The sequence below is a fragment of the Kosakonia sp. CCTCC M2018092 genome, from assembly GCF_003864115.1.
In the GTDB taxonomy this organism is placed as follows: domain Bacteria; phylum Pseudomonadota; class Gammaproteobacteria; order Enterobacterales; family Enterobacteriaceae; genus Kosakonia; species Kosakonia cowanii.
This window is the reverse complement of the sequence record NZ_CP034225.1, coordinates 1,375,768-1,388,982: the sequence shown is the minus strand read 5'-3', so window position 1 is coordinate 1,388,982 and position 13,215 is coordinate 1,375,768. Positions and strand designations below refer to the sequence as shown.

The 13,215-nt window shown below is 56.8% G+C and carries 12 protein-coding genes and 1 pseudogene; 7 read left to right on the top strand and 6 right to left on the bottom strand.

Features of this window, described 5'->3' with window-relative positions:
* Positions 1–50 precede the first annotated feature (50 nt).
* The 3 genes from EH164_RS06545 (at position 51) to EH164_RS06535 (ending at position 1,976) form a co-directional block, all read left to right on the top strand.
* Entirely contained in the window at positions 51–536 is a 486-nt protein-coding gene (locus EH164_RS06545) for a DinB family protein (protein ID WP_124967681.1), read from the top strand.
* Positions 537–575: 39 nt separating this feature from the next.
* Positions 576–986 (top strand): VOC family protein, encoded by a 411-nt coding sequence (locus EH164_RS06540; RefSeq protein ID WP_124967680.1) that lies wholly within the window; start codon positions 576–578, stop codon positions 984–986.
* A gap of 87 nt (positions 987–1,073) precedes the next feature.
* Positions 1,074–1,976, top strand: coding sequence for a pyridoxal-phosphate dependent enzyme (locus tag EH164_RS06535; protein WP_124967679.1), 903 nt, complete (start codon positions 1,074–1,076; stop codon positions 1,974–1,976).
* A gap of 64 nt (positions 1,977–2,040) precedes the next feature.
* Here EH164_RS06535 and EH164_RS06530 read toward each other — a convergent pair whose 3' ends face one another.
* Positions 2,041–3,054 (bottom strand): NAD(P)-dependent alcohol dehydrogenase, encoded by a 1,014-nt coding sequence (locus tag EH164_RS06530; protein ID WP_124971311.1) that lies wholly within the window; start codon positions 3,052–3,054, stop codon positions 2,041–2,043.
* Positions 3,055–3,270: 216 nt separating this feature from the next.
* On the opposite strand from EH164_RS06530, the pseudogene EH164_RS22700 reads away from it, so the two are divergent.
* From EH164_RS22700 to EH164_RS06520, 3 genes and pseudogenes are all read left to right on the top strand, one after another.
* Positions 3,271–3,691: pseudogene (locus EH164_RS22700) on the top strand (hypothetical protein).
* On the top strand, positions 3,613–4,524 hold the full coding sequence (locus EH164_RS22695; protein ID WP_312117912.1) for a mechanosensitive ion channel domain-containing protein: 912 nt from the start codon (positions 3,613–3,615) through the stop codon (positions 4,522–4,524). Before EH164_RS22700 ends, EH164_RS22695 begins: the two are co-directional and overlap by 79 nt.
* A 264-nt stretch (positions 4,525–4,788) precedes the next feature.
* On the top strand, positions 4,789–5,727 hold the full coding sequence (locus EH164_RS06520; protein WP_124967678.1) for an omptin family outer membrane protease: 939 nt from the start codon (positions 4,789–4,791) through the stop codon (positions 5,725–5,727).
* 54 nt (positions 5,728–5,781) lie between these two features.
* On the opposite strand, the gene EH164_RS06515 is transcribed toward EH164_RS06520, so the two are convergent.
* Positions 5,782–7,011, bottom strand: coding sequence for an alpha/beta fold hydrolase (locus EH164_RS06515; protein WP_124967677.1), 1,230 nt, complete (start codon positions 7,009–7,011; stop codon positions 5,782–5,784).
* Positions 7,012–7,123: 112 nt separating this feature from the next.
* Between EH164_RS06515 and EH164_RS06510 the strand changes: the two genes are divergently transcribed.
* Positions 7,124–8,002 carry a LysR family transcriptional regulator gene (locus tag EH164_RS06510; RefSeq protein WP_241175010.1) on the top strand — a complete coding sequence of 293 codons (879 nt, stop codon included), beginning with the start codon at positions 7,124–7,126 and terminating at the stop codon, positions 8,000–8,002.
* A gap of 5 nt (positions 8,003–8,007) precedes the next feature.
* Here EH164_RS06510 and EH164_RS06505 read toward each other — a convergent pair whose 3' ends face one another.
* The 4 genes from EH164_RS06505 to EH164_RS06490 form a co-directional block, all read right to left on the bottom strand.
* Entirely contained in the window at positions 8,008–8,640 is a 633-nt protein-coding gene (locus EH164_RS06505; protein WP_124967676.1) for an NTP transferase domain-containing protein, read from the bottom strand.
* A gap of 14 nt (positions 8,641–8,654) precedes the next feature.
* Positions 8,655–9,119, bottom strand: coding sequence for a (2Fe-2S)-binding protein (locus EH164_RS06500; protein ID WP_124967675.1), 465 nt, complete (start codon positions 9,117–9,119; stop codon positions 8,655–8,657).
* A gap of 11 nt (positions 9,120–9,130) precedes the next feature.
* Positions 9,131–12,346, bottom strand: a complete 3,216-nt coding sequence (locus tag EH164_RS06495) for a molybdopterin cofactor-binding domain-containing protein (protein ID WP_124967674.1) — start codon at positions 12,344–12,346, stop codon at positions 9,131–9,133.
* Positions 12,347–12,537: 191 nt separating this feature from the next.
* The gene (locus EH164_RS06490; protein WP_124967673.1) at positions 12,538–13,170 is read right to left on the bottom strand and encodes a DNA-binding protein; all 633 of its coding nucleotides are present in this window, start codon (positions 13,168–13,170) and stop codon (positions 12,538–12,540) included.
* Positions 13,171–13,215 lie beyond the last annotated feature (45 nt).

Below are 13,215 nucleotides of genomic sequence, written 5' to 3'. Positions count from 1 at the left end.
AACAGTCCACGCGCGGTATGATACCGCTTCAGTCACATGTGGAGCAGAAGATGGACAAGGACACACTGGTTAGCCTGGTGAAATTTAAGCGCTGGATGGATGGCGAAACCCTCAAGGCCATTAAGGCGATCGACGAAACGGCGCATCCGCAAAAGCGCCACCTGATGATCCGGCTGATGAACCATATTTATGTCGTCGACATGATTTTCAGGGGCAATCTCACCGGTCAGCAGCACGGTTACACCGCGCTAAATACCCCGGAAACGCCCACCCTGGAAGAGCTTGAAGTGAAGATGGCCGACTGCGCGGCGTGGTATATCGAGCATATTGGTGCCCTCTCCTGCGATCTTGAAAAAGCCATCACCTTCCGTTTTGTCGACGGCGGCCACGGCGAGATGCGCGCCATTGATATGCTCAACCATGTGCTGTTCCATGGCACCTATCATCGCGGCGCGGTGGGCTGGATGATTTCAGAGTGCGGCGGCGTCGCGCCGAAAGATGTGCTGACGGTTTTTCTGCGCGATCATAATCACTGACGGCTTCACCTTTTCTGAAAGCAAATCAGGAGCCAAACCATGTTAATGTACACCACGCTAGGCAGCAACGATTTACCGACGATGACCCGTTTCTATGATGCGATTTTCGAGGTGCTGGGCGTGCCGCGCATTCCCGCGTGGAGTGAAACCTGGGCGATGTGGGGCGAACCGCCAGACAAGGGGTTTAGTTTTTGCATCTGCCCGCCGTTCGATAACAAAAGGGCGACGCCGGGTAACGGGACGATGTTCTCCTTCCGGGCCAGTAGCGCAGAGCAGGTAAGGCAATTTCATGCCGCAGGGCTTAAAAATGGCGGCAGCGATGAGGGCGCGCCCGGTCTCCGTGAGGCCTACGGGCCGGATTTCTATGTTGCCTATCTGCGGGATCCACAGGGGCATAAGCTGGCCTGCGTATGCCATCCCTGGCACCCGGAAATAGATAACCCAGCCTGATAGTTCTTGTGTTATTACTGGTCAGGCTAAAAAAACTGTCCAGAACGGCCTTTATCGTATGGGGCTTATGCATAAGGATTCGATGTCATGGAAATCAGCATTCAGACCCCGCTGTTGCACTCGCTGCCGCTAAGCCAGCGCAGCGGATGCAATGTGTGGCTGAAAATGGAGTCTGCCCAGCCCACCGGCTCGTTCAAACTTCGCAGCGCTTCCCATGCCTGTAGCTATTACGCAGAGCATGGCGCAAAAGGCTTTATCAGCTCGTCGGGCGGCAATGCGGGTATCGCGGTGGCGCACAGCTGTCGGAAACTCGGTCTGCCGGTCACCGTCGTGGTGCCTGAAACCACCTCCCTGCGGGCGAGAGAGCTGATCGAGCAGGAAGGGGCCAGCCTCGTGGTGCATGGCAAGGTGTGGAGCGAGGCTAACGACTATGCCCTCTCTTTAGCCAACGATGAGATCATTTATATTCACCCCTTTGATAATCCACTTCTGTGGGCGGGCATCAGCACGCTGGTGGATGAGGTTATCTCCGCAGGCGTGATCCCGGATGCCGTTATTCTCTCCGTCGGCGGAGGCAGCCTGCTGTCCGGCATCGCTCAGGGGCTGGAAAAACATCACCTGAGCCATATTCCGATCTATGCCGTTGAAACCGAGGGCACCGCGTCGCTTAACGCCTCGGTTAATGCCGGAAAGCTGGTGCGTCTGGAGAAGGTGAGCGGCATTGCAACGACCCTTGCCGCAAGCCAGGTGTGTGAAAATGCGTTTAACGTTGCCAGCCGTCTCGAGGTGAGAAGCCAGGTTGTCTCCGACGCGGAAGCCGTACGCGCCTGCCGCCTGTTGCTGGACGATCATCGCGTGCTGACCGAGCCCGCCTGCGGCGTATCGCTCTCGCTGCTATATGACAATAAACTCCGCTTTAATCCCAGCGATAACGTGCTGGTGATTGTCTGCGGCGGAGCATCGGTGACGCTGGAAAGCCTGCTCGGCTGAAGGAGAGCGCCACCGCGCGTTAAAACGTGGCGGTAAGGGCGCACGCCCCTACCGCTGTGGCCTGTTACCACTCGACGCAGATTTTACCGAGGTGGGAACCGCTTTGCAGGTAGCCAAAGGCTTCGCTCAGCGCCTCATAGCTGAAGGTGCGATCGATAATCGGCTTTTGCTTCATTACTTCCAGCGCTTTCACAAAATCGATCTGATCCTGGCGGCTTGCCACAATCACCCCTTTGATCTGCACCTGTTTCGCCAGCAGTGAAAGCACCGATACGCTGGCCTCATCGCCGGACAGGATACCAATCTGCGCGATATGCCCGCCGACTTTAACCGCTTTCAGGGACTCTTTCAGGGTAGCCGGGCCGCCCACCTCCACGACGTGATCGACGCCAAACCCCTGGGTCAGCTCCAGCACTTTGTCTCCCCACTCGGGTGTGGTTTTGTAGTTGATGGTCTCATCCGCGCCCAGTTCACGCACAACGTCGAGCTTTTTATCGGAAGAGGAGGTGGCGATGACTTTCGCGCCCATCGCTTTCGCAATTTGCAGCGCTGCGATGGAGACGCCACCAGTGCCCTGAACCAGCACCGTTTCGCCCGCTTTCAGGCTGCCATCCACCACCAGTGCCCGCCAGGCGGTCAGCGCTGAAGTGGTGATGGTCGCGGCCTCTTTGTGGCTCCATCCCTGCGGCGCATGGGTAAAGGCGTCTTGCGAACGCACAACGTACTCGCTTGCCATGCCGTCAATGCCGTCGCCGGGAGTATGGGCAAAGCCGCTCACCTCGGGGCCCGGCTTGCCTGCCAGCCAGATGGGGAAAAAGGTGGAAACCACATGATCGCCGACGGCAAACTCCTCAACGTCCTCGCCTACCTCTTCGACCACGCCCGCGCCATCGGACAGCAGAATGCGGCCATCCTCAGTCGGGAACTGGCCGCTGGCAACAATCAAATCATGAAAGTTCAGCGAGCTGGCTTTAATCGCAACCCGAATTTCGCCCTTGCCCGGTCTGCCCGGATCGGCGATATCTGAGACGGTAATGTTTTCCAGGCCGCCCGGCGCGTTAAGTGTGACTGCTTTCATCATGCTTCTCCTGTTACAGCGTAAATTTGCGTTAACCAGCCTAAATCATAGGATCACTTTGTTAAAGGCGAGCGTTTTTGTGACCGGGCACACACCGCCGCCCCGGCGTGGACTTATATCCCCGTGTTATGTCATGATGCGAATTGGTTAAATTTTTGTATATATGCCCGCCAGCCAGGGCTTATACAGATGGCATACTCGTTCAGGCGATAAGTAATGGCGTATTTGAATTCTTTATTGACGTTTATCGAAGGCAGGCCGGCGCTGGCCATTGTTTTAAATATTATTCTGCTGATCGTCTCTGGCATGTTCGCGCACCTGATGTGCAAATTCCTGCTGATTAAGGTGGTGCGTAAAGTCTTCTTTGCCAGCCATAAAAAAGATGTGCCGCTGGAAAAAGATCGCCGTATCGCCGAAAAATTATCCAACTTTGTGCCGGTACTGACAGTTTATTACCTGCTGCAATTTATGGAAAATATGCCAGCCTCGCTGGTGACGGCGATAAATACCATCTGTGGAATTTTGTTCTTTATTTTCCTCTCAGTTTTTTTCAACGAGATGCTGGATATCGTTAATAGCTCCTATCTGCGCAAGACGAAGCGTAAAAATCACTCGATTAAGGGCTATATCCAGATAGGTAAAATCTTAATTCACGTTATTGCCGCGATCATGATCCTCGCGGTGATGTCGAACAAATCACCTGCCATTATTATCTCCAGCCTCGGTGCCGTGGCGGCGGTGCTGATGCTAGTGTTTCAACACACCCTGCTTTCGCTGGTCGCCAACGTGCAGGTCTCCTCAAATGATGTCCTGCAACTCGGGGACTGGATTGAGATGCCGGATAAAAACCTGAGCGGTGAAGTCACCGATATCGCGCTGCACACTATTACTATCCGGAACTGGGATAACACCATTTCCCGCATTCCGACGAAAAACTTCCTCACCGAAACCTATACCAACTGGCAGGCGATGTTCTCCTCCGGCGCGCGCCGCATTATGCGCAGCACCAATATCGATCAGCACTCGGTAACGTTTCTCTCGCAGGAGATGCTGGCGCCGATGCTGGCGATACGCGGCGTGAGTGAACCGCTGTCAAAATTGCTTGATGGTCGCGATCCCTTGGGCGTGGCGGACAGCTGGTTTATCGATAATGGCCTGACGAATTTGACGCTTTTCCGCCACTACTTAATGGCTTATCTCGCCGAGCGGCAGGATATTGTCAAAGAGATGTATATTGTCGTCAGGACGCTAAAACCGTCACCGGCCGGTATCCCGCTGGAAATTTACTGCTTCACCACGTCAACCCTGTGGGCCGATTATGAGAATACGCAATCGGCAATATTTGAATATATCACCGCGGTAGCAGGACAATTCTCCCTGCGCTTATACCAGTATCCCGCAGGCCACGATTTCTGGCGCTTATCACAGCAGCACGCGATGCAGAAAAGCGCGCCATCCAGCGAAGGCTGACAAGCTTAGCGGGTCACAGCAGCGCGGGTCACCTCCCGCGCCTTACCTCAGATAAACATCACCACATCTCTTCGGGAAAATATATTTTCCCGAAGAGATGTGCATGCGCGTAATTCATAAAAGAAAAAAGAAAAGGACAAAAAAAGATATATTTCACACTTAGGATCTTTATCAAAAAATAAAAAAAGAAAAAACCCTTTCCATTGCGGAACTTTATACCCGTAGCAAAAATCATTATTACCGTTGTGATATGAGCAAAGAAAAATGAAAAAAACTCGTATTGTAGTGATGATGATAGGCGCTATTTCAGGTACCGCGTACGCAGACTCAGAGCAGTTAATTCCCGATTTTTCCCCCGAAAGCTTTTCCGCCTCCGCCTCTGCCGGGATGCTGAGCGGTAAATCGAATGAGCTAGTCTATGACGAAATAACAGGGAGAAAAATCAGCCAGCTTAACTGGAAGATAAAGAATGTCGCCATCGTGAAAGGCGATCTCTCCTGGACCCCCTACTCCTTTTTAACCCTTAACGCCCGCGGCTGGACGTCCCTCGCCTCCGGGGCAGGCCATATGGATGATTACGACTGGCTGAATGAAAGCCAGTCAGGCTGGACCGATCACTCCACCCATCCTGACTCGGATGTCAATTACGCCAATGAATTCGATCTCAACCTGAAAGGCTGGATTTTCCAGGACGCGAATTATAAAGCGGGCGTGGTGGCAGGCTATCAGGAGACGCGATTCAGCTGGACGGCGCTCGGCGGCGCTTACGATTATGACAACGGCGCCTCAGTGGGCAACTTCCCGGCAGGCGAACGCGGGATTGGTTACAGCCAGCGCTTCACCATGCCCTATGTTGGGCTGGCGGGCCAGTACCGTATTGATAATTTCGAATTCAATGCACTGCTGAAATTCAGCGACTGGGTGCGCGCGCATGATAACGATGAGCACTATATGCGCGACCTCACCTTCCGTGAGAAGACCAGCAACTCACGCTATTACGGCGCGTCACTTGATGCTGGCTACTACGTCACGCCGCACGCGAAAGTATTTGCTGAGTTCACTTACAGCAAATATGAAGAGGGCAAAGGCGGGACGCAGATTATTGACACCAACAGCGGCGGATCGGAATTCATCGGTGGCGATGCTGCGGGTATTGCCAACAAAAACTACACCATCACCGCAGGTCTGCAATATCGCTTCTGAACCCGCGATATGACCACCGCATATTAAGCCCCTGACGGGGCTTTTTTATCTTCGCTATTTAGCTGCAATAAACCCGGCAATCGCCGCCGTCACCCCATCGGCGGCTTCCGTTGGCGGGTGGTGGCCGGTTTTTGCCAGCGTGAGCAACTGAGCATTGGGCAGAAGCGCGACGATCTCCTCGCTTAACTCAACCGGGGTTGCCCTGTCCTCTTCCCCGACAATCACCAGTGTCGGCGCAGCGATAGTCGGCAACAGGTGGGTGATATCGCCCCGGTCAAACACGGCGGCATCCAGCGCCAGCGCTAACCCTTCGCGGTTGTGAGCATCCATCATGGCGCGCTCTTCGGCGGCCTCATGAGGGTGGTTTTGCAGCCATTCTGCGCTGTTTACATAGGCCTGAAGGGTGGTAAAAAGCGCTTCGCGCTCCTCATCGGAACCACTGAGCAGTGTTTCGCGCTGCCTGCGCCACATCTCCAGCCGTTCAGGCAACTCCGCACGCGCACTGGTGCCAATCAGCACGAGGCCTGTCAGGAGCTTCGGATAATTCGCTGCCAGCCGCAGCGCCACCATCGCGCCCTGGCTCTGCCCAACGATGGTGACCTTGCCAAGCGCCAGTTCCTCAATCATCAGCGCCAGATCGCGGCTCAGATCGTCAAGCGTCCAGCCGGTGGGATCGTACCCGCTCAGGCCGTGTCCCGGCATATCGAGAACAATGCAGCGATAAGTGTGGCTCAGGGTCTGAACCTGTGCGGCGAAGATGTGATGGCTGGCGAAAAGCCCGTGGGCAAAAAGCAGCGTTGGCCCTTCGCCGATATCGCGGTAACGGTAGAGCGTGCCATTGATGCGCACCTGCTGCAGCGACCACTCATCATCCGCATTAAAGGCTCTTGCCAGCAGCGCCGAATCTTCAAAGATTTGATAACGGCGAATCTTGCCGTTGATAACCGTAAAGTGAATGATCATATCGCTGCCGACGGTGTTCTGCGTGCTCACCACCGTATGGCGAAAGCGCCCCAGCACCAGCACGCTGTCGTGCTGCGCGATAATCTCATCAATGACAAATTCCCGCGGCCTGAAGTTCTGCGGGAAAGCCATTAACCAGCGCCGGACCTGCTCAGGCCCCTGCAACAATCCAACTGTCGAGACGCCTGGTTCGCCGTCGATATGCCACACCACATCGTCGGCCAGCAGGCTGACAATCTCATCGACTCTGCCCGCAGCAAAAGCTGCAAGGTAGGTTTCCACGACCACGCTGGCGGGGGTCTGATTCGCTGTGAATTCCATCTACTCACTCCTGTTTTTCGAATAGTAATGCCGTAACAGAAGTCTATTTTTTCCATATTTTGAAAACTACAGATAAAATCGGCGAATCATTTTGCATAAACAGAAAAAAGAGATGATGGACTGGAATGATTTACGCTTCTTTTTGGCCGTTGCGCGCACCAACAGCCTGACTAAAACTGCGGCCACGCTAAAGGTGAGCCAGTCGACGGTGTCGCGCAGAATTAGCGCGCTGGAAAGCAGCCTGCGGACCAGCCTGTTTCTGCATCATCAGACCGGCTACTTTCTTACCGATGCCGGGCAAGCGCTGCTGAATTATGCCGAAGAGGTGGAGAGCCGGATTGGCGCGCTGGAGCACGCCTTTGCCGGAGGCGATGGCGAAGCGGCGGGAACCGTGCGCCTGGCGACGGCAGAGACACTTGCCAACCACCTGATTATCCCGGCCCTGCCGCAGTTCCAGGCCGATTACCCGGCGATTCGCCTCGAGCTGATTACCGGGGTCAACACCGTCTCGGTGGTACGAAACGATGCCGATATCGCGCTGCGCCTGGTGCGCCCGGAGCAAAACACGCTGAAGATCCGCAAAGCCGGAGTGATGGCCTCGGCGGTCTACGCAGCTGAGAGCTATCTGCGCGCTCACCCCGCGCCGGAAGATGCGCCCTTACGCGGGCGGCGCTTTATTACCTGGGACAGTTCGTTCAGCCATCTTCCCGCTGCCCGTTGGTTTGATGAACAGGTTGAAGATAAAACCTCTGCGCTTGCCACCACCAGCCTGGTAACCCAGCTTTCTGCCGTCAACGCCGGGCTTGGGCTGGCGGTGCTGCCCTGCTTTATCGCCGCGCAGCAGCCGGGATTAGTCGAAGTGATCCCGCAAGATCTGGTGCTGAGCGAAGATCTCTGGCTGGTGACCCATGCCGATCTTATCGCCTCGGCACGTATCAAAGCGGTGGCGGAATTTTTAATGACTCTCCTCGCCCGGGCAAACATGACCTGACGAAATTACCGGCCACCATGCGGGTTTATGCGCCGCCGCGGTAGCGTATCAAGCAAGCGGTTTAGCTCGGCTCGCTGGCGATACTGCGCGGGCGTGTCGATATCGCAATGGATCCCCGGCTCATCGACGGCAACCGTGCAGGTGCCGATCTGGCGAACAATCGTTTTTAAGCTGCTGTCGGCGGGCGCGTTGCTGATAAGCGCGAGCGCCTGCGCCGGAAGCAGCACCGGGTGACCCTGGCCCTGATCATAACCAGGCACCAGGCAGTGGTCATGATCCGGATGCTGCCATAACGCGCTGTAGACCGTGGGCGACACCTCCGGCATATCGCCCAGCGCCAGAAAAAAGCGCCTTGAGGTCACCGCCGCCGCGCCACACTTTACTGAAGAGAACATCCCCGAGGCGTAATCAGGGTTGTGGACAAGCGTAATGGCGGGCTGCCCGCGATAGTAACGCGCCAGCTCATTGCCGCGATGCCCGGTGACCAGAATCACCCGGTCGCAGAGCGTGAAGGCGCTGCGAAGCGCACTGTCGAGCAGCGTGCCCGCCCCCCAGGGCAGCATCATTTTCCAGTCGCCCATCCGGCTTGATAACCCGGCCGCCAGCATTACGCACTCAATCAGCGCCTTTTCACTCATCACACGCTCCTTTTTCACGCCTCGCCCTTCAGCACCGCTTTGATGGAGGTGATGATCGGCTGATAGCCGGTACAGCGGCACAGATTCCCCTCCAGCGCCTCTTTCAGCGCGTCATCATCCGGCGTGGGATTCACCGCTAAAAGTGCTTTAGTGCTCATCAACACGCCCGGCGTGCAGAAGCCGCACTGGACGCCGCCGTGGCGCACAAACGCATTTTGCAGGCGCTTGCCCACCGGGTCGTGGTGCAGGGCTTCAATGGTGGTGACCTCTGCGCCGTGGCACTGGGCGGCGAGCAGCAGGCATGAGCAGACCGCTTTGCCATCCAGGATCACGGTGCAGGCACCGCACTCGCCCACGGAACACCCCTCTTTGGTGCCGGTCAGGCGTAAATCGTCGCGCAGCAGATCGATAAGCCGCAGGTTATCGTCCACGTCGCGGAGAATACGGATGCCATTCACTTTCAGTTCAATTGGATGCATCTTCGCGCTCCTTAGTTGCTCTGCTCGGTTATTACGTCCTGCATCATCAGGCGGAACATATCGACAAATACCGGGATTTTGTAAGGCGCAGACCAGCGCCCGCCGATGGCTTCGTCCACCAGCCCTTTCAGCGCCTGCGCCGCTTTATCAATCGAGGCGGCGTTCAAAGGCTGGCCGACTAATGCCTCCTCCACCGGGTTTAGCCGCTGCGGTTTACGCATCAGCGCGCCGTCGACCAGCCGACAGATGCGGATGGTGCCTCGGCTATCGACATGAAATTGTCCGGTCAGGCTTTGCCGCGTGATATTGAGCGCATTGCGCCGCCCCAGTTGCAGGTAGCACTCCACCAGCGGCTGGGTCATCGGCACCGGCAGAATAAAGCGCGTTACCAGCTCATCGGCAGCGATAGCGGTGCGATAGCCATCGGTAACAAACTCACTCACCGGCAAGCGGCGCGTACCGCGCAGGCTGCGCAGCTCCACCTGTGCGTCATAGATAATCAGCGGCGGCAGGGAGTCGGCGCAGGGCGCGGCATTGACCACATTGCCGCCGAGCGTGGCGCGGTTGCGAAGCTGTAACGATCCGATGGTTTTACAGGCGGTAATCAGCAGCGGGTAACGCTGCTGCACCAGCGGATGTTTAATCAAATCGCTGAAGCAGACCCCGGCACCAATCGACAGCCCGCCGTCGAGATCGAAGATCTCTTTCAGTTCAGCCAGCCCGGCAATATTGACCAGCGGCACCGCGTCACAGCGCAGGCGCGCCTGCACCAGCACATCTGTGCCGCCGGCAATCGGCTGCGCTGCGTTTTCCGCCATCAGGGTTAACGCTTCTTTTAAGGTATGCGCCACTTTCAGCGACACCGTATTGAGCCGGTGAACCTCTTTTTTAGGGCCGCAATCGAACAGCCGCTCGCTCTGGCGCGCCGGTTTTTTCAGGTTATAACCGAGCCTGACCTGCTCAAGGGTCAGCGGTAGCGTGCGGTTAAAGCGGCCGATGGCGAAACTGACCGCGTTATTGAGCGCCGCGGCACCAAGTTCAAGCACCGGCTCGCCAATCACTTTCCCTCCCATTGGGCCTGCTTTATCGGCATTTTCGATGGCGTTGATGATAATTGGCGGCATATCTTTGATGGTCGGCAGCAGGTAGGTGTCGAAATTCTCTGACTTCACCACCCCTTGCTCGGTGTTGAAATCCTCCAGCATGCCGTAGCCAATCATCCCTTGCAGCACGCCGCCATAAACCTGGCCATTGAAGCCGACCGGGTTGATCACTTTGCCGACATCGTGGGTCGCAACCACGCTGTTGACCGTCACTTTGCCGGTGCGCAGATCGACCGCCACATCGGCAATCTGGCAGCCATAGACCCAGGTGAAATAGGGGCTTCCGCTCCCCTTCTCCTCATCCCAGTGAATAGGCGGGGCCACATGCCAGCCGTAGGCGGATAAGTTCGCGCCGGTGGCGCGGGTCATATCGATCACCTGCTGGAAGGAGAGGCGGTGTTGCGGCTGATGACGATTGAATACGTGCCCGTCGCGCCATACCAGATCCGCTATCTCACCGGCGTGCAGGGTTGCCAGGATAGCGGCGGCCATCCGATTTTTAATGGTGTTAGCGGCGCTAAGGATCGCCTGCCCGCCCATCAACGTGCCGCGCGAGGCGACGGTAGAGCCGCCATCGGCAATCATCGCCGTCGCCGGTTCGCTAAAAGTGACGTGCGCAAGCGGAATGCCGAAAGCGTCCGCCGCCAGCAGCGACATGGTGGTTTGCAACCCCTGCCCGTTCTCCGAGACCGAAGTGGAGATGTTAATACTGCCGTCGGCATTGACCTGCATCAGCGCGGAGGAGGCGTCCAGCCCCTCCGCACCAAGTGAGCAGCCGCGATGGCTCAGTGCAAGGCCGATGCCGTAACGCACCGGCCCGCCCTCGGCGTTCAGTTGCTGATAGTGCGCCCGTCGTGCCTCGAATTCGGCTTTCAGCACCGAGGTTTCCAGCACCTCCTGCGCCGAGACGGTGTGATCGCACATCCGCTGACCGGCCATGCTGGTATCACCCTGGCGCAGAATATTGCGCAGCCGCAGCTCCACCGGTGAGAGACCCACTATCTCTGCCACCTCATCCATCAGGGACTCATTGGCGAAGATGATTTGCGGCGCGCCGTAGCCGCGATAAGCCGAGGTGTAGTTATTGTTGGTGTAGACGCCGGTAATATCGACGCGCACGTTGGGAATGTTATAGGGGCCCGCCGCCTGCACCGAGCTGCGCCAGGTGACGAACACCGTCTGCCCGGCGTAGCTGCCGCCGTCGGCGATGATATTGATCTGCATCGCCTGAATGCGGGCATCATCATCAAGGCCAATGCGGTAATGCAATTTATAAGGATGGCGCTTGTAGCTCTCGCGCATCGACTGTTCGCGGTTATAGGTCATCTTCACCGGACGCCCCGTAAGCTGCACCAGCAGCGCCGCGCGGCAGGCGAGGTTATCAATAATGTCATCTTTGCCGCCAAAGGAGCCGCCGAGCACCGAGCGTTTTACATTTACTTTGCTCTGCGGCAGATCGAGGTATTTGGCGACGATGCCGCGAATACGGTGCGCGTTCTGAATCGATCCGGCGATGGTCATAATGTGCTGGTCAGCATCCAGCCACGCGGTGATCGACTCCGGCTCGATATAGGCATGCTCCTGGAAGCCAACCTCATAGTCGCGCTCAATGATCTTCGTCGAGGCGGCAAACCCGGCCTCAATATCCCCTTTTACCGTGTGGTGGCGGTTAATGACGTTGCTCTCAAGCGAACTGTGGATCAGCCGCGCGCCCGGTTTCAGTGCCTCCTCCGGGGAGGTGATCGGCTCGCAGGGCGAGTAGGTAAGCTTAATTTTGTCTACCGCCAGGCAGGCGGCCTGATAGCTCTCCGCGGCCACAACGGCAATCACGTCGCCGCGATAGGCCACCTCATTTTCAATAATCGGCGGGTAATCGGGGATAATCACCCCCAGCTTGCGCTGGCCGGGGATATCCTTCCAGGTCGCGATATGTACCACGCCAGGCACCTTTTCCGCTTCACTGAGATCGACGGAATCAACGCGCCCGGCGGCGATATCGACATAGCGACAGACGCCGTAAAGCATATCTTTCAGCTGGATATCGTCGCCATAAATCGCCGTTCCCCTGACTTTGGCCAGCCCGTCTACGCGGGCTACTTCACTGCCAACCAGCACCGTCTCCATTGTTATGCGCTCTCCACTAGCAAAAGGATGATTGCTATAAGCAATGGCTATGCCACTTTCAACTTGGGTAAAAAACAGACGAAACAGGGCGAAAAGCGGCAATAACGGATAAAAAGCAGGCAGACGCGCGCCCGGCGATTATCAAGCCGGGAAAAGGGGTATCACTTTGATAATTTCACCGCCGATGGCGGCTATTTTTCGACGAGGCGGTAAACGGGCATCAGCCGCGTGGTGCCGGTGAGATCGTCGAACACCTCGGTTTCGGCGGTGGCAATCGCCATTCCGCTTTTGCGCAGCCGCTGCACATCCGCCGCTATGCGTTGCAGGCCAAACCAGAACAACCCATCCAGCGCGGTCACTTGCAAACCGGACTCCAGCGCCTGTTTCAGCCGCTCGCGCGGGGCTTTTATCTCTTTGGCAATCTGCTGGTAGGGTGTGGCCGTGGCCCCCGTCGGATCGATGCGCCGGATACGCGTCGCAAGGCGGTACTGGAAGGTATCGGGAATGTCGCTTAAATCGGTTTTCAGGCTATAGACACAGCCAAAACGCTTGCCGTTAAACACAACATTTTTCTGCGCCAGGCTGAATTCGTCGCGCAGCGCGGCAATCAGCTGCGGCGCGCGGGTCAGCAGTAAACGGAAGGGAAGCTCAAAGCTGGTGACATAATCAACATTGAGCAGCGCGATGCGTAGCCGCTCTTCGGCTCCGGCGTTAAGCTGGCGGCACTCATCCAGCACATCGCGCCACTGCTGCGCCAGACGCGGCGTACCGGCGACGTCGGCAAAGCTATATTTCTCAATCTGATAATCAATTTTTCCGCTCACCCGGCCTTCCCTTCTGCATGAAGTCACTCTCCGTGGCTCAATTTA

What these genes read in the sequence shown, in the direction of transcription:
- EH164_RS06545 (WP_124967681.1), top strand. Translation starts at nt 51, where the DNA reads ATGGACAAGGACACACTGGTTAGCCTGGTGAAATTTAAGCGCTGGATG.
- EH164_RS06540 (WP_124967680.1), top strand. Translation starts at nt 576, where the DNA reads ATGTTAATGTACACCACGCTAGGCAGCAACGATTTACCGACGATGACC.
- EH164_RS06535 (WP_124967679.1), top strand. Translation starts at nt 1,074, where the DNA reads ATGGAAATCAGCATTCAGACCCCGCTGTTGCACTCGCTGCCGCTAAGC.
- EH164_RS06530 (WP_124971311.1), bottom strand. Translation starts at nt 3,054, where the DNA reads ATGAAAGCAGTCACACTTAACGCGCCGGGCGGCCTGGAAAACATTACC.
- EH164_RS22695 (WP_312117912.1), top strand. Translation starts at nt 3,613, where the DNA reads ATGCTGGATATCGTTAATAGCTCCTATCTGCGCAAGACGAAGCGTAAA.
- EH164_RS06520 (WP_124967678.1), top strand. Translation starts at nt 4,789, where the DNA reads ATGAAAAAAACTCGTATTGTAGTGATGATGATAGGCGCTATTTCAGGT.
- EH164_RS06515 (WP_124967677.1), bottom strand. Translation starts at nt 7,011, where the DNA reads ATGGAATTCACAGCGAATCAGACCCCCGCCAGCGTGGTCGTGGAAACC.
- EH164_RS06510 (WP_241175010.1), top strand. Translation starts at nt 7,124, where the DNA reads ATGATGGACTGGAATGATTTACGCTTCTTTTTGGCCGTTGCGCGCACC.
- EH164_RS06505 (WP_124967676.1), bottom strand. Translation starts at nt 8,640, where the DNA reads ATGAGTGAAAAGGCGCTGATTGAGTGCGTAATGCTGGCGGCCGGGTTA.
- EH164_RS06500 (WP_124967675.1), bottom strand. Translation starts at nt 9,119, where the DNA reads ATGCATCCAATTGAACTGAAAGTGAATGGCATCCGTATTCTCCGCGAC.
- EH164_RS06495 (WP_124967674.1), bottom strand. Translation starts at nt 12,346, where the DNA reads ATGGAGACGGTGCTGGTTGGCAGTGAAGTAGCCCGCGTAGACGGGCTG.